The organism is Azospirillum melinis (assembly GCF_013340935.1).
Taxonomy (GTDB): domain Bacteria; phylum Pseudomonadota; class Alphaproteobacteria; order Azospirillales; family Azospirillaceae; genus Azospirillum; species Azospirillum melinis.
Window position 1 is genome coordinate 13,293 of sequence record NZ_WHOS01000080.1, and the last position, 15,337, is coordinate 28,629.

Annotated in this window: 11 protein-coding genes; 7 read left to right on the top strand and 4 right to left on the bottom strand. The window is 67.3% G+C overall.

Annotation, left to right across the window (positions count from 1 at the left end):
- Positions 1–153 precede the first annotated feature (153 nt).
- The 3 genes from GBZ48_RS32525 (at position 154) to GBZ48_RS32535 (ending at position 5,729) form a co-directional block, all read left to right on the top strand.
- A complete protein-coding gene (locus tag GBZ48_RS32525) occupies positions 154–1,341 on the top strand; it encodes a polysaccharide pyruvyl transferase family protein (protein ID WP_109050702.1) in 1,188 nt (395 codons plus the stop codon).
- Between the two features lie 56 nt (positions 1,342–1,397).
- Positions 1,398–2,192, top strand: a complete 795-nt coding sequence (locus GBZ48_RS32530; protein WP_174474806.1) for a hypothetical protein — start codon at positions 1,398–1,400, stop codon at positions 2,190–2,192.
- 123 nt (positions 2,193–2,315) lie between these two features.
- Positions 2,316–5,729: a DEAD/DEAH box helicase gene (locus tag GBZ48_RS32535; RefSeq protein ID WP_174474807.1), complete on the top strand. Its 3,414-nt coding sequence runs from the start codon at positions 2,316–2,318 to the stop codon at positions 5,727–5,729.
- A gap of 5 nt (positions 5,730–5,734) precedes the next feature.
- Here the strand turns inward: GBZ48_RS32535 and GBZ48_RS32540 are convergent, their stop codons facing one another.
- Together GBZ48_RS32540 and GBZ48_RS32545 are read right to left on the bottom strand one after the other, a co-directional pair.
- Positions 5,735–6,958: a glycosyltransferase family protein gene (locus tag GBZ48_RS32540; RefSeq protein WP_174474808.1), complete on the bottom strand. Its 1,224-nt coding sequence runs from the start codon at positions 6,956–6,958 to the stop codon at positions 5,735–5,737.
- Between the two features lie 4 nt (positions 6,959–6,962).
- The gene (locus GBZ48_RS32545; protein ID WP_174474809.1) at positions 6,963–8,522 is read right to left on the bottom strand and encodes a glycosyltransferase; all 1,560 of its coding nucleotides are present in this window, start codon (positions 8,520–8,522) and stop codon (positions 6,963–6,965) included.
- Between the two features lie 642 nt (positions 8,523–9,164).
- Between GBZ48_RS32545 and GBZ48_RS32550 the strand changes: the two genes are divergently transcribed.
- The 4 genes from GBZ48_RS32550 to GBZ48_RS32565 are packed head-to-tail and all read left to right on the top strand — an operon-like array spanning position 9,165 to position 13,024.
- The gene (locus tag GBZ48_RS32550; RefSeq protein WP_281362517.1) at positions 9,165–10,172 is read left to right on the top strand and encodes a sulfate ABC transporter substrate-binding protein; all 1,008 of its coding nucleotides are present in this window, start codon (positions 9,165–9,167) and stop codon (positions 10,170–10,172) included.
- 3 nt (positions 10,173–10,175) lie between these two features.
- The gene (cysT, locus tag GBZ48_RS32555; RefSeq protein WP_174474810.1) at positions 10,176–11,078 is read left to right on the top strand and encodes a sulfate ABC transporter permease subunit CysT; all 903 of its coding nucleotides are present in this window, start codon (positions 10,176–10,178) and stop codon (positions 11,076–11,078) included.
- Entirely contained in the window at positions 11,068–11,955 is an 888-nt protein-coding gene (gene cysW, locus GBZ48_RS32560) for a sulfate ABC transporter permease subunit CysW (protein WP_109050696.1), read from the top strand. The genes cysT and cysW overlap by 11 nt, the downstream gene beginning before the upstream one ends.
- Before the next feature lie 31 nt (positions 11,956–11,986).
- Positions 11,987–13,024 (top strand): sulfate/molybdate ABC transporter ATP-binding protein, encoded by a 1,038-nt coding sequence (locus GBZ48_RS32565; protein ID WP_174474811.1) that lies wholly within the window; start codon positions 11,987–11,989, stop codon positions 13,022–13,024.
- A 6-nt stretch (positions 13,025–13,030) separates the two neighbouring features.
- Here the strand turns inward: GBZ48_RS32565 and GBZ48_RS32570 are convergent, their stop codons facing one another.
- Positions 13,031–14,728: a monovalent cation:proton antiporter-2 (CPA2) family protein gene (locus GBZ48_RS32570; protein ID WP_174474812.1), complete on the bottom strand. Its 1,698-nt coding sequence runs from the start codon at positions 14,726–14,728 to the stop codon at positions 13,031–13,033.
- Positions 14,729–15,140: 412 nt separating this feature from the next.
- Positions 15,141–15,337, bottom strand: a 197-nt coding sequence (locus GBZ48_RS36020) for a hypothetical protein (RefSeq protein ID WP_211105970.1), incomplete at its 5' end; no start/stop codon positions are given.

Here is a 15,337-nt window from a genome sequence, read left to right on the forward strand (position 1 = left end):
ATATTTAGCTCCGACACCATCTGAATAAGTTGCTAGAATTGGAATGAAAGTCACGAGGCCTTCCAGACAAGGTCTGTGCGCCAATTCGAATTTTCCCGGCGATGGTCCGGGTATCATCCATCCCTATTGATGCTAAAACCAGGGAGATCCGCTGTGGCCAACATTCTCGTCATGATTCCGTCGGGCGAAGTCTATGATCACGACTGCGTGCGTTGGTACAGCTACCAGGACATTCAGCGCAGCATCGACCACTACCACAACATCGGCGACGCCTTCGTCTTCGACTCCTCGTTGAAGCTGCTGACCTACGACAAGCTGGATGTGCTGGAGATTCGCGAGTTCCGCCAGGAGGTGGTCGACCGGATCAATGCGGAATACGACTATGTCTTCCTGCGCGGCAGCAACTACATCCACGATTCGATGGATTGGCCGGCGGCGACCATTCAAGTGCTGGCCAAGCTGCGCATCCCCGTCATCGCCTTCGGCGTCGGTGCCCAGGCGCCGGCCACCGGCAAGCTGACGCTGACCGAGGAAAGCAAGCGCATCTGGCGGATGATCGCCGATAAATCGACGACGCTCGGCGTGCGCGGCACCTACACCGCAGAAGTGCTGTGGGACCTCGGCATCAAGAACACCCGCATCGTCGGCTGCCCGACCGCCTTCCGCAACCGCGACCCGGAGCTGCGCATCGATCTGCCGGCTCTCGACAGCGTGCGTAAGGTCGGCATCACCATGCGCCGCGAGGTCTCCAAGCATTATTCGCCGGACGTGCGCAAGTATCTGGAGCGCCACCGCGACTTCGTGAAGGACATCTCCCGCCGCTTCGACACCGTGCTGATGATGCAGGGCGAGGTCGAGGAGAAGAAACTGCTGTGGGGCACCGAGGAGCAGAAGGCGGAAGCCTGGGCGCACCTGCATGACAGCGCCTGGCTGAAGCAGTGGTATTTCGACGATGAGATGGACGCGCTGTACCGCGAGCGGCTGTGGTATTCGGACGTCGTCGCCGATTACGAGAACCTCGTTCGGTCGAAGGATCTGGTGCTGGGCTATCGCCTGCACGGCAACCTGATGGCCCTGTCGAACGCCACGCCGTCGGTTTACTTCAGCTATGACAGCCGCACGGCGGAGTTCGCGGAGACTTTCGCGATTCCCTGCTACAATGTCTATTCCGACAAGCCCTTCGTCCTTGAGGAATACTGGGACCAGAGCCTGTTCGAGAAGTTCAACCGCACCTACTATCAGCGTTATCGCGACATGCGGGAGTTCCTGGACGAGAACTACGTCCCCCACCGCATGCCCAGCCACACCCTGCGCCGCACCACGGAACGCAAGGCGGCTTAAGCCTAAACCTGCCTTTTCAGCCCGACAATCGTCCAGAACAACCGGAAACCGGTCCCATGTCCGCCACTGCCAAGATCGTCGAGCTTCGCGACTCCACCCCCGTGGCCGATCCCCTCGACGCACCGCAAGCAGCGGCCATCGTCGGTCATATCGACGCCTTGCAGGGGGGCCGTGTCTTCGGCTGGGCCTGGGATGGCAACCATCCGGCCGACCGGCTGGAGGTCGAGTTGCGGCTGGAGCGGGACGGCGGTCCGCCGGAAACGCTGGCACGGGTGGCGGCCGACCGTCCGCGGCCCGATCTGGCCGGCGGCGGCATCGGTGACGGCGCCCATGCCTTCGAGGCGGAGGTGATCCTGCCGGAGGGGGCGGATCCGTCGCGGGTGGTGGCGGTGGTGAGGTCGCCCTCCACCGGGGAGACGGCGACCTTCGCCCAGCCGAACCCCGAGGACCAGCGGCTCGACCGGCTGCTTGGTCCGCATCTGAATCGCATCGGCGAGAGGATCGACGCTCTGCGCCGCGACCAGCGCCAGCTTGCCGCCGCCCAGCAGACCATCGGCCGGCTGCTGCGCGATGCGGGCGAGGGGGTGACGGCGCTGCGGGCCGACACCGCCCGCTTGGAAACATCCGATGGCGAGCGTTCCGAAGCCCTGGCCGAGTCCGTGCGCGAATTGTCCGAGCGTGTCGGTGGCCTGGAGGTTTTCCTGATGCGGATGGACCAGAGCCTGCGCGGGCTGGACAGCGCGTCGGCGGAAAAGACCGGCGGGGCAGGGTGGTCACCGCTGCTGACCGTGCTGGGGTCGACGGCGGGCGCCTTCCTGGCGGTTCTGGTCGGCTGGCTGGTGCTGCACTGATCGGGACGGTTCCGCTAGACTGAAGGGTAGGCAACCGCGGGGACCCGGCGGTGTTTAACCTTCGCGGCCCCGACGTCCCTCCCATCGGGGGCCGTGCGGTGCGATAAAGCGGAGCCTGCCCACATGCTTGACGGATTCCCCGTCGCCGAACCCGCCCCCGATGCGCCGTTTCCGGTCCCGGCATCGTCCCCCACGAGCTTGTCCGTCGGCAGCGAGGGCGAACTGGCTGTCCGGCTCGCGGCACTCGCCCGGCGGCCCGGCGGCGTCCTGCTGCTTGCCCGCAGTGATGCGCGCGCCACCAGGCTGGCGCAGCTGGTGGGCGACCTTTTCCCCGACCTCGACACCATTCTGCTGCCCATCGACGAGACGGCGGCCGGCGACCGTGCCGCCCCGTCGCGGGCCGTGCTGGGCCGCCGCGCCGCCGGGCTGATGCGGCTTGCCGAGGGGGGAGAGCCGGCCGGCGGGCGGCTGGTGGTGGCCTCGGCCGATCTGGCCTTGCAGAGGTTGCCGCCAGCGCAGGCCTGGACAGGCGGGCATTTCCACCTGACCTGCGGGATGGCCTATGACGAGGCCGCCTGGCGCGGCTGGTTTGCCCGCAACGGCTATGTGCTGGACGACCGGGTCGACGAGCCCGGCGAGGTGGCGATCCGGGGAGCGGTGGTGGAGGTCTTTCCCGGCCACTGCGACCGCCCGGTCCGCTGCGACATCGCCGACGGGGCGGTGCGTGACCTGCGCCTCTACGATCCGGTGTCCCAGCGCTCGGTCGAGTCGATCGACGAGCTTCCGCTGGGGCCGGTCACCGACCTGATCGTCGGGCCGGAGATGCTCGACCGGCTGGCCGCCAGCCTTGCCGGCCTGGGGGCCGCCCTGCCGGACGGGCTCCGGCGGGAGTTGGAGGAAGGCCGCCGGCCCTATGCCTTCGACCTCCAGCTTCCCAATGTCTTCGACGACTGCCCATTGCTGCTGGACCTGCTGCCGGAGGCGCTGGTCGTGCTGGACGCCGGTGCACGCGACCGCATCGAGGCACGGGCCGACGATCTGGCCGAGGCAGGAATCGACAGGCGGATCCGGCGCGACGATCCCTGTCTGCTGCCGGTCCCGCCGCTGGAACGCCGGCTGATCGATGCCGACGCGCTGGAAGTAAAACTGGCCGCCCGTACCTTGCTGCCGGTGGAGGTCACGGCCGGTTCAGCGGTGGAAATGGTGCGGACCGAGCGCACCCTGCTGCGCCGGGCGGCGGCTCTGGTCGGGGAGGGCCGGCCTGTGCTGCTCGCCGCCCGCTCCGGTACGGGCGAGGCCGACCGGCTGGCCGAGCGGGCGTCTTCGGCATTGGGGCGTCCGGTGCCCCGGCTGGACCGCTGGCCCGATCCGCCGCTGGCGGCGGCAGACTGCGCCGTGCTGGCTTTGCGGAGCGCCGACGGCTTCACCTGCGACGGCATGACCGTGCTGGTCGCCCCCCGCCATGCCGAGGAACGCGGCGGCGAGGCGCAGGTCCGGCCACCGCTGGCCCCGTCCGAACTGTCGACCGGCGATTTCGTCGTGCACCTCGACTATGGCATCGGCCGGCTGATCGGGCTGGAGACCATCGCCACCGGCGACGGCGAGGAGTCCACCGCCGATTTCCTGGTGCTGGACTATGCCCATGACGACCGGCTGCTGGTGCCGACCGCCGATTTCGACCGGCTGTGGCGCCACGGCTCGGCCGACACCGGTGCGAAGCTCGACAGCCTGAAGAACGCACATTGGCTGGAACGCCGCGCCGTGCTGGAGGCGGAGATCGGCGAGACCGCCAAGGGCATCCTGCGCGAAGCCCGCCGCCGCACGCGGGAGACGGCGCCGGTCATCGACCCGCCGGCCGACCGCATGCGCCGCTTCGGCGCCCGGTTCGGCTTCGACCCGACCGAGGGGCAGCGTCGCGCCATCCAGGCTGTGCTCGACGCCATGCGCCAGGGCCAGCCGATGGACCATCTGGTCTGCGCCGACGTCGGCTATGGCAAGACCGAAGTGGCGTTGCGCGCGGCGGCCGCGGTGGCCTTCGCCGGCCATCAGGTCGCGGTGATGGCGCCGACCTCCGTCCTCGCCCGCCAGCATCTGGATGTGTTCCGCCGCCGCTTTGCCGGCTTCGGCATCAGGCTGGAGCCGCTGACGGGAGCCATGACCAAGGCCGACGGCGACCGCGTGCGCGCCGGGCTGGCCGACGGATCGGTCGATATCGTCATCGGCACCCATGCGCTCTTGTCCAAGGATGTCCGGTTCCAGCGTCTGGGCCTGATGGTGGTGGATGAGGAGCAGCGCTTCGGCGCGACGCAGAAGCAGGCGTTGAAGCGGCGCATCAAGGGCGTCCACAGCCTGGCGCTCAGCGCCACCCCGATTCCGCGCACCTTGCAGGGTGCCCTGGCGGGTCTGCGCGGCCTCAGCATCATCGATACGCCGCCGGCCCGCCGCCGGCCGGTGCGTACCGCCGTAACGCCCCGCGACCCGACCACCGCCCGTGCCGCCCTGTTGCGTGAGCTGGGACGCGGCGGGCAGGTCTTCTGCGTCACCCCGCGCATCGCCGACCTCGGCGAACTGGAGGCGTGGATCCGCGGGCTCGTCCCGTCGGCCCGCATCGCCGTGGCGCATGGCCGGCTAGGGGCGGCAGCGCTGGACGATGCGGTGATGGGCTTCGTCGACGGCGAGAGCGACATCCTGCTGGCGACGCCGATCATCGAGTCCGGCATCGACATCCCGCGCGCCAACACGCTGCTGCTGTTCCGCCCCGACCTGTTCGGGCTGGGCCAGCTGCACCAGCTGCGTGGCCGCGTCGGGCGCGGGGCGGTGCAGGGCTACGCCTACCTGCTGACCGACCCCGACCACCCGCTGGAGGAGCGGGCGGCGCGCCGGCTCGGCTCGCTGGAGGTGATCGAAAGCCTGGGCGGCGGCTTCGTGCTAAGCATGCTCGACCTCGACCAGCGCGGGGCGGGCGACCTGCTGGGCGATGATCAGAGCGGCCATCTGCGTGCGGTGGGGACCGAGCTCTACCAGCGCATCCTGGCCGACGCCCTGCGGGCGCTGCGCCGCCAGCCCGATGCCCGCTGGGATCCGGAGGTGACGGTTGCGGTGCCGCACGGCATCCCGTCGGCCTACATTCCGGAGGAGGAACTGCGCATCGGCCTGCACCGCCGCATCGCCCGCACCCGCGAGGCGGGTGAACTGGACGCCCTGCGCGAGGAGATGGAGGACCGCTTCGGCCCGCTGCCGGCCCCGGTGGAGCGGTTGCTGGCCATCGCCGGTCTGCGCTGCCGCTGCCGCGCCTTGGGGATCGCCTCGCTCGGTTGCGGCCCGGCGGGCGTCGCGGTCACCCTGCGGGGCGAGCGCGCTGCGGCCAGGGCGGCGACGCTGGCGAAACGCTCGAAAGGCGTCCTGCGTGCCCAGGACGACCGCCTGTCGGCAGCGCTGGAGGCACCGGAGGCCGAAAGCCGGTTGGCGAATGCGTCCCGCGTGCTCGACTGCATCGAGACGATCGTCCGCAAGGCGCAGCGGCGAAAGCGGGAATAGCCCTGTCAGCGACAGGCGAGCCCGATGACCCTTGGCAGGATGGCGGTCAGCGCCAGGGCGTCGAAGCAATGCTCCAGATGCGCCGACCGCAGCCTCGCGCGGCGGTCGGCGTCCCTGGACAAAGCGGAGAGAAGGCTGACGGCGTTGTCCTCTCCCGCGAAGGTCAACCGGTCCTCATTCGGCCCGAACAGCCGGGTGGTGTCGGCATGGCGCCAACTGACCAGCAGCCCGTTGCGTTTGACGATCTCCAGCGTTCTGGGGAAAATCGCCGTGTCGAAAGCGAGGCTGCCGAAATCCAGGCAGGCCACCGCGTCGGGGTAGGCGTTGCGCGGTGCCGGCGAGACCGGACCGGCCTTGAGGCCGAAGCGTTCCCATCCATTGCCCCACAGCGAGAACTCCTCGCCCAGACCGCGGCGCAGGGCGGTGGCGAAGCGGCGGCGGTTCTCCACCGCGAAGGCGATGGTGAAGGCGCGGTTGAAGTCCAGCGTCCAGGCCGGGTCCGCCGAGCGGTCTGCCAGTCCGCAACGGTCCATGGCCTGCACCCTGTGCAGTGCCGACCGTTCCGTCATCGCCGCCGCCACCGCTTCCGCATCGCGCCGGATTGCCGGGGAAACCGGCTCACGCCCGGCTTCCAGATGGTCCGGCCAGCCCTGTCCCAGATAGAGGACACGTCCCCTCACCGACGATTCCGCATCGGCATCGGACTGTCCCTTCATCGCGGCATAGGGGTGGCGACACAGTCCAGGCGTGTCCGGTGCCATCCAGCGCTTGTACAGATCGACCGACCCGTCCGCCGCGGGGGCGGTGCAGATCCAGCGATGGACGCCCAACGGCTCGTGGAAGATCCGGCTCAGCCCCAGCCGGACAGCCTGCTCGGCCGATCCCTGGCACATGCACCACATGGAAACGTCGTTCTCGGCCATCCAGCGGTCGGCATCGCGGATCTGTTCGGCGTTGACGGCGCCGATCTCTTCCAGCGGGTGCTTCAGGCACACATGCACGATGGCCGGCGGAGAGCCGAACTGAGCGATATAGTCACGCAGCATCTCCACGGTCGACCTGGGGATCTCGAACAAATTCAGCACGAACAGGGCGTCGATGCGGCGGTCGATCACATCCTGTGAGATGTCGGGCAGCGCCAGCACAGACTCATGCCCCAGATCGACCAGAGCCGCCTGGATCGACCACAGGATTTCCGAGGTGCCCTGTCCGCACAGCAGGAAGCGCATGCCGCTATCTCCGCTTGTCGAACAGGCTGACCGCCTCGGCCATATAGGCGGAAAGCTGCGCGAAGTCGGCGCCTTCCCGCTCGACCGCCTCAATGCGGGTACGGGCTTCCTGCCGCGCCTCGGCCAGCAGCGCCCGATCGCCCGCCAGGGCGACGGCGCGGGCGACGAAGGCGTCGTCATCGGCGACCACGAAGGACGGTCCGGCCACGCTGGCGACGTCGCCGACCTCGAAGGACAGCACCGGCAGGCCGCCCGCCATCGCTTGCGCTGCCCCGCCGCCGCCGCCCGTACGGCGCGGATTGACGAACAGGTCGCAGACCGAGACCAGAGCCTCCATCCGGTCGACATGGCCCAGGCTGCGCAGCCGTCCGGCGTGACGGTTCGCGGCCAGCCGTCCGGGCAAGCGTTCCACTCCGCCGGCGAACAGCACCAGAGCCTGCGGTACCGCGTCCAGAATCCGTCCCAGCAACTCCAGGAATGCACCGTCGACCTCGGCATCCAGCCGGTTGCCGACAACGACGCAGACGAACTCCCCCTCCAGCAGGGAGAACTGGGTGCGTGTCGCGGTATCCCCCGTGCGGTGTACCGACAGGGTGAAGCGCGACGGCCGCCAGGATCGTCCCAGCCGGCTTCCGTCGGCTGGCGGCGCATGATCGCCGTAGCCAAGGACAATGTCGGCGAGCGACATGGTCCGCCCGCTGGTGGTCGGGACGCACATGACCGGATACGCGCTTCCCAACAGGTCGGCGACGATCACCGAACCACCGAAGGCGATCACCAGATCGGGGTCGAACGCCTGCACCGCAGACAGGAAGCCGGTCAGCTTATCGGCGGTGATGCCGGGCGCGGTGGAGGACAGCATGCGGATCCGCTCGCCGCCGCAGCGGATCGTCTGCTCTCCCGACAGCCTGTCTTCGACCGCGGCGGCGAAGGGCGGGACGAAGGCACTGTAATAGCGGTCCGGCATCATGTTGGTGTTCAGCACCAGCACCGTCCGGCCCAGGTCGCGCTGCAACCGCACCGCCAGCAGCAGCAGGTCGCGCGACGGTTGGTGTTCGGCGGACAGGAACTGGTTGGTCACGATGACCACCCGTCCCGTATCGGGCATACCCGCCTGCCGTCCAACCGGAACCAGCCTCAGCCGCTCCGCAACCTGCCGCAGGAACCGTTCGTAGAAGGGAAAGAGGTGCCCGACAACGAAATCGGGCACTGAGCCCAAGTCCAACCGCATCAGGAACAGCTGGCGCTGCATCGACCAGAAAATCTGGTTGATGCCGTCCAGCGATGCCAGATCCAGCACATTGTCCAGCATCTCCAGGATATGCAGGTAACGGTGCAGATCGCCGGAGACATAGGCCAGCGCCGATTCGCGCAGGACGGGGTCCAGGCCGGCGGTCGCGCCGTCCAGCCTTTCCATCGCCGCCGCATCCTGTCCCAACCCCGCGGCCCTGGCGGCCTCGCAGCTGTCGGAGATTGCCTTCAGCGCCTCGCCGGTTCCGGCCGGACCGCAAAGACGGGCAATCAGGTCGGTTAGTTCCGTGGCATGTGAATCGGAGACTTGCATCGTTGGAAAAATCCCGGCTGGCGCAGCGGCCACCGGCGGCGCCTCGACGGGGCGGGATTGTGCCGGCATCCGTTTCCACCGATAGGTGCGATGCCGACAGCTGTCAATGCACTCGCTCCGCGACACGGTCGCCACGTGCCGCCCCGGATCGGGAACGCACGTGGCCACCGGCTGCCGTTACCAGGTCGGGAAGAATAGCAGCAGCAGGGAGAGAACCGCGAGGATACCAAGAATGGTCCACATGGCGGGGCGCCCCAGGCCCCGCGAGGTGCCGGCCTTGGGGAGTTCGGTGCCCACATTCCGGGAAGGGCCAGCCATTGCGTTTGCTCCTGACAGTGTCGATCTGTCGGTAATCAACAAGGCAAGGCCGGTAAAGTTGCCGTTTCCGGCCATGCTTACCCATCTGCCACCATTTGGCGCGGGCTTGGCGACCAGAAGCGGTTCGGATTTTCTGGAGGCGTTTTTTGCTTTACCGCCAATGGGTTGATTGTATCTTGCGGATTTCCCGTGGGAATCGGCGAAAAAACCACTTCCCAAGCGCCCCAGCCATCGGCAAACTCTACACAAGAAATAGAAAAGTTGTCGCGGGTACCACGAAAAATTCCCGTGCAATTCAGGAGCCACCGAAGGAGACCCTCTGTCATGTCGCTTCGCCGCCTGACTCTTCTCGCCGCCGGTCTGACCATGGCTTGGCTGGGTGTGGCCGCCGCCGATTCCAAGGACTCGCTGCTGAACGTGTCCTACGATCCCACCCGGGAATTCTATGTTGAGTTCAACAAGGCGTTTGCCAAGAAGTGGGAAGCCGAAACCGGCCGCGCCTTGACCGTGCGCCAATCGCACGGCGGCTCCGGCAAGCAGGCGCGCTCGGTGATCGACGGGCTGGATGCCGACATCGTGACCCTGGCGCTGGGCTACGACATCGACGCCATCGCCGATACCGGGCTGCTGCCGAAGGACTGGCAGAGCCGCTTGCCGAACAACAGCTCCCCTTACACCTCGACCATCGTGTTCCTGGTGAAGAAGGGCAATCCGAAGGGGATCAAGGACTGGAACGATCTGGTGAAGCCGGGCGTCCAGGTCATCACCCCGAACCCAAAGACATCGGGCGGCGCGCGCTGGAACTATCTGGCCGCCTGGGCCTACGCCCTCCAGGCCAATGGCGGTGACGAGGGCAAGGCCAAGGAATTCGTGGCGCAACTGCTGAAGAACGTCCCGGTTCTGGACAGCGGCGCCCGCGGCGCCACCGTGACCTTCACCCAGCGCGAGATCGGCGACGTGCTGCTGGCCTGGGAGAACGAGGCCTACCTGTCTCTGCAGGAATTCGGCGCCGACAAGTTCGAAATCGTTGTCCCCAGCCTGTCGATCCTGGCTGAGCCGCCGGTCGCCGTCGTCGACAAGGTCGTCGACCGCAAGGGAACCCGCAAGGTTGCCGAGGCTTATCTCCAGTTCCTCTATACCCGCGAAGGGCAGGAGATCGCCGCCAAGAACTTCTACCGTCCCCGTCTCCCGGAACTGGCGACCCAGTATGCGGGACGCTTCGCCGATGTTAAGCTGGTCACCATCGACCAATTCGGGGGCTGGCGTGCCGCACAGGAGAAGCATTTCTCGGACGGTGGTGTCTTCGATCAGATCTTCCAGAAGGGGCGTTGACCTATGGTCGCCGCTGCCGACAGCGACGGCGCTCTGGCAGGAAAGGGGGGTGCGGTGACGGTCCGCGCCCCCGTTCCTCTCTTCCGGAAGCCCAGCATTCTCCCCGGATTCGGGCTGACGCTGGGCTTCACGCTCAGCTATCTCGGCTTCATCGTGCTGGTCCCGCTGGCCGCCCTGATCGTCAGGTCCAGCGGGCTCGGCTGGAGCGGGTTCTGGTCGGCGGTGACGACACCCCGCGTTCTCGCCGCCTTCGAGGTCAGCTTCGGGCTGTCCTTCGCCGCGGCGCTGACCAACGCGATCTTCGGTTTCCTCGTTGCGTGGGTGCTGGTCCGCTACGACTTCCCCGGCAAGCGGCTGGTGGATGCGCTGGTCGATCTGCCCTTCGCCCTGCCGACGGCTGTGGCCGGCATCGCGCTGAGTGCGCTCTATGCCCCAAACGGCTGGCTGGGCAAGCCGCTGAACGAGTTGTTCGGCATGAAGGTCGCCTTCACGCCGCTCGGCATCGCCATCGCCCTGACCTTCATCGGCCTTCCTTTCGTAGTCCGCACGGTGCAGCCGATCCTGCAGGATTTGCCGGCGGAGGAAGAGGAGGCGGCAGCTTCGCTGGGCGCCTCGCGTTTCCAGACCTTCTGCAGCGTCATCCTGCCGGCCATCCTGCCGGCGCTGGTCACCGGCTTCGCCCTGTCTTTCGCCCGCGGTGTCGGTGAATACGGCTCGGTCATCTTCATCGCCGGCAACATGCCGGGCCTGACGGAGATCCTGCCGCTGCTGATCGTCATCAAGCTGGAGCAGTACGACTATGCCGGCGCCGCCGCGGTCGGTACGGCGATGCTGGGGGTATCCTTCGTCATGCTCCTGATCCTCAACCTCCTTCAGCAGTGGATGAGGTCGCGCCATGCCCGCTGACACCAGCATCACCGCCCCGGCCTCCATCCCGGTGCCGCCGGGGCGATCCGCGCTGACCGAGCCCACCTGGGTCCGGGCGCTCCTGATCGGCGGAGCCCTGCTGTTCCTGGCGTTGTTCCTACTGCTTCCCCTGGTGGCGGTGTTCGCCGAGGCGCTGCGCCGCGGCTTCGGCGCCTATTGGCTGGCGCTGACCGAACCGGACGCGGTCGCCGCGATCGAGCTGACGCTGATCGTTGCCGCCATTTCGGTGCCGGCCAACCTGCTGTTCGGCGTCGCCGCCTCCTGGTGCGTCGCCAAGTTCGACTTCCGCGGCAAGAATCTGCTGATCACGCTGATCGACCTGCCTTTCTCGGTGTCGCCGGTGATCTCCGGCCTGATCTACGTCCTGCTGTTCGGCATGAACGGTCTGTTCGGCTCCTACCTGCGCGACATGGGCGTTCAGATCATCTTCGCCGTGCCTGGACTGGTGCTCGCCACCATCTTCGTCACCTTCCCCTTCGTGGCGCGCGAACTGATCCCGCTGATGCAGGAACAGGGCTCCGACGAGGAGGAAGCGGCACTGGTGTTGGGCGCGTCCGGCTGGCAGACCTTCTGGCGGGTGACGATCCCCAACATCAAATGGGGCCTGCTCTACGGCGTGCTGCTGTGCAACGCCCGCGCGATGGGCGAGTTCGGCGCCGTGTCGGTCGTCTCCGGCCATATCCGTGGCGAGACCAACACGATGCCGCTGCATGTCGAGATTCTTTACAACGAATACAATTTCGTCGCCGCCTTCGCGGTCGCCTCGCTCCTGGCCATGCTGGCCCTGGTCACGCTGGTCGTGAAGACCGCGCTGGAGTGGCGATTCGGGGACGAGCTGGCGGCGTCCCGGCACTGATCGCCGGGCTCTGGAGAGGAAAACGGGACCAATGGCGATCCAGGTTTCAGGCATCACCAAGCGCTTCAACGACTTCACCGCCCTCGATTCCGTCGATCTGGAAGTGAAATCGGGGGAGCTTCTGGCCCTGCTCGGCCCCTCCGGCTCGGGCAAGACCACGCTGCTGCGCATCATGGCCGGGCTGGAAAGCCCCGACGGTGGCAGCCTGCTGCTGAATGGCGAGGAAGCGCTGGGGCTGAAGCCGCGCGACCGGCAGGTCGGCTTCGTCTTCCAGCATTACGCCCTGTTCCGCCACATGACGGTGTTTGACAACGTCGCCTTCGGCCTCAAGGTGCGGCCACGCGGCGAGCGCCCCGGCTCCGCCGAAATCAAGCGGCGGGTGACCGAGCTGCTGGAACTGGTGCAGTTGTCGCCCTTCGCCGGGCGCTATCCGGCGCAGCTGTCGGGCGGCCAGCGCCAGCGCGTGGCGCTGGCCCGCGCTCTCGCCATCGAGCCGAAGGTGCTGCTGCTCGACGAACCCTTCGGCGCCCTCGACGCCAAGGTCCGCAAGGAGTTGCGGCGCTGGCTGCGCAAGCTGCATGACGACATCCACATCACCTCCGTCTTCGTCACCCATGACCAGGAGGAGGCGCTGGAACTGGCCGACCGGGTCGTCGTGATGAACCAGGGCCGGATCGAGCAGATCGGCACGCCTGCGGAGGTCTACGATCACCCGGCCTCCGCCTTCGTCTATGAGTTCCTTGGTCAGGTGAACCGTTTCGACTGCACGGTGGAGGGCGGCATCGCCCACGTCGGCGGCGGCGCCTTGGCCATCCCGACCCAGGGCGGCGTGCAGGGGCCGGCGGTTGCCTATGTCCGCCCGCATGACCTTGGGGTCACCCCAGCCTCGGCCGGTCCGGCACGCATTTCCGGCATCCATGTCGTCGGGCCGGATGCCCGGATCGACATCGACCTCGCTGGCCTGTCGCTGGAGGCGGAGATGGACCGCGAACGCCTCGCCACGCTCGGCATCGCCGCCGGCGACCGCTGCGCGATCCACATCGATCGGGCGCGGGTGTTCGCCCGGTAACGTCGCTCAGCTTGTCGACTGCTGATCGGCGAGCGTCCGGTAATTGCCGTCGCGGTGGGCCTTCAGGCTGAGGTCCACCGCCGCGGCCTCGACCCCGGCGCTGCGCAGGACGAGGCCGGCCAACTGCAGGCTGGCCTCCATGGTTTCCGGCACGATGGCGCTGGCGCCCGCACTTGCCAGTGCAGCACTCTGGCCCAGATCGTGGGCGCGGGCAATGATCGGCAGAGTGGGGGCCGTGGCATGGATAGCCTCCACGGCGCGGTGGGCGGCGTCCGGCCGGTTCAGCGTGATGACGGCCGCCCGCGCCCGCTCGATCCCGGCAGCGCGCAGCACAGTGCCCTGGCTGGCATCGCCGTAATAGACCGGCAGCCCGTCATGCCGTGCGGCGGCGATGCGCTGCGGCTCCAGATCCAACGCGACATAGGCGATGTTGTGCTCGGTCAGCAGCTTGGCGACCGCCTTGCCGACACGGCCATAGCCGCAGATCAGCACATGGCTTTTCAGATCGCTGGTTTCGATGCCGAAAGCCTCGGCGCCCAACCGGGCCTCGATCAGTTGGGCAATGCGCTGGGCGACCGCCCCGATCGCCGGCGTCACCGCCATGCTGAGCGCCACCGAGGACGACAGCAGCAATCCGGTGTGGCCGTCCAGCACCGACAGGCCGACCGCCTTGCCGATCAGGACAAAGGCGAACTCGCCGCCCTGCGACAGCAGCAGCCCGATCCGGAGCGAGGTCGCCAGCCCCAGCCCCGACAGCCGGCAAAGCAGGAACAGCAGCAGGCTCTTGCCGACCAGCAGGGCAGCGGTCAGCGCCGCGATGGTCTGCGCCTCCACCGCCATCGCCGGCAGATCGAGCGACATGCCGACCGTCATGAAGAACAGGCCGAGCAGCAGGCCGCGGAACGGCTCGATGTCCGCTTCGACCTGATGGCGATAGGCGGTGTCGGCCAGCAGCATCCCGGCCAGGAAGGCGCCCAGCGCCATCGACATGCCGGCCTCCGCCGTCAGCCAGCCGACCGCCAGCACCACGAACAGGTTTGTGGCGGTGAACAGCTCCGGATTGCCGGCCGAGGCGATGAAGCGATAGGCCGGCCGCACCACGAACCGGCCCAGCAGCATGATGCCGAGGATCGCGGCAACCGCCTTCACCGCGGCGAGCGCCAGGGCCAGCGGAATGCTGGCATCGGGATCGGCCAGCAGCGGCAGCAGGGTCAGCAGCGGCACCACCGCCAGATCCTGGAAGATCAGCACGGCGACGGAAATACGGCCGAAGCGGGCGACCGTCTCGCCACGCTCCACCAGCAGCTTCAACACCGTTGCGGTCGAGGAGAAGGCCAGCATGCCGCCGACGATCAGTGCCGCCTCGGGCGCCAGGCCGAGCCACCAGGCGGCAACGCCGATGGCGGCGCTGGTCAGCCCGACCTGCATCAACCCCAGGCCGAAGATGTAATGCCTCATGGCGCGCAGGCGCGAGACCGGCAGTTCCAGCCCGATGGCGAACAGCAAGAAGACGACACCGAATTCCGACAGCACCTGCGGCACCGCCAGATCGACCACCGGACCCGGCGTGTGCGGACCGAGCATAGCACCGGCCACCAGGTAGCCGAGAACCGCGGGAATGCGCAGAACCTGGAACAGCGGCACCACCATAATTGCGGCCAGCAGCAGGAACAGGACGTCGAACAGAAGGGCAGGGTCGTGCATGGCCGGACAGGAAGATTGGAGCAGGGGCGCCCCTGTATCGTCCCCCAGTTGCCCCTCCGCAAGCGCGATGGCACCGTAAGGCCGCCATTTTCCGGCCGACCGCAAAGCTTTACGTTGCGACAGGCGGGGTAGGGCAAAATCGCTATGCCGGTGCATTTTATCCTGGACGAGCCGCAAAGGGCTGCGTATATACCCGGCCGCTCGACCGGCGGCACTCCTCACGAGAGCGAAGACGCCAAGGGACGAGGCCTCGATGGATTGGGGCAGCTGCGTTTCTACTCATCGCTCCGCTGACGCTTCGGTGGAGCAGCCGAAAAAAGGGCTTGACCCAATCGGGTGAAAGAGATAGAAAAGTTGCCTGCCAGCGCGAACCGACCGGTTTGCGCTCTTCCGATCTTAAAATGACGATGCATCAGCCCGGTTCACCGGATGATGATCTGTCGTGATCGGGATGGATCTTGGACATTGTAGATCGTGAAGTCGAGAAGGGATGCGCAGGCGGCGGCAGTTGGTAGCCGTTGCGGCCTTGTGGTGCTGGGTCTCTTTGGGGATCGGCACAATCGAGGATCGTCTGTGCATCTTTTGAGCAGAGAAACTGTAACAGTATCG

Excerpts from the sequence above, each read along its gene's own strand:
- GBZ48_RS32530 (WP_174474806.1), top strand. The coding sequence starts at position 1,398 with ATGTCCGCCACTGCCAAGATCGTCGAGCTTCGCGACTCCACCCCCGTG.
- GBZ48_RS32535 (WP_174474807.1), top strand. The coding sequence starts at position 2,316 with ATGCTTGACGGATTCCCCGTCGCCGAACCCGCCCCCGATGCGCCGTTT.
- GBZ48_RS32540 (WP_174474808.1), bottom strand. The coding sequence starts at position 6,958 with ATGCGCTTCCTGCTGTGCGGACAGGGCACCTCGGAAATCCTGTGGTCG.
- GBZ48_RS32545 (WP_174474809.1), bottom strand. The coding sequence starts at position 8,522 with ATGCAAGTCTCCGATTCACATGCCACGGAACTAACCGACCTGATTGCC.
- GBZ48_RS32550 (WP_281362517.1), top strand. The coding sequence starts at position 9,165 with ATGTCGCTTCGCCGCCTGACTCTTCTCGCCGCCGGTCTGACCATGGCT.
- cysT (WP_174474810.1), top strand. The coding sequence starts at position 10,176 with ATGGTCGCCGCTGCCGACAGCGACGGCGCTCTGGCAGGAAAGGGGGGT.
- cysW (WP_109050696.1), top strand. The coding sequence starts at position 11,068 with ATGCCCGCTGACACCAGCATCACCGCCCCGGCCTCCATCCCGGTGCCG.
- GBZ48_RS32565 (WP_174474811.1), top strand. The coding sequence starts at position 11,987 with ATGGCGATCCAGGTTTCAGGCATCACCAAGCGCTTCAACGACTTCACC.
- GBZ48_RS32570 (WP_174474812.1), bottom strand. The coding sequence starts at position 14,728 with ATGCACGACCCTGCCCTTCTGTTCGACGTCCTGTTCCTGCTGCTGGCC.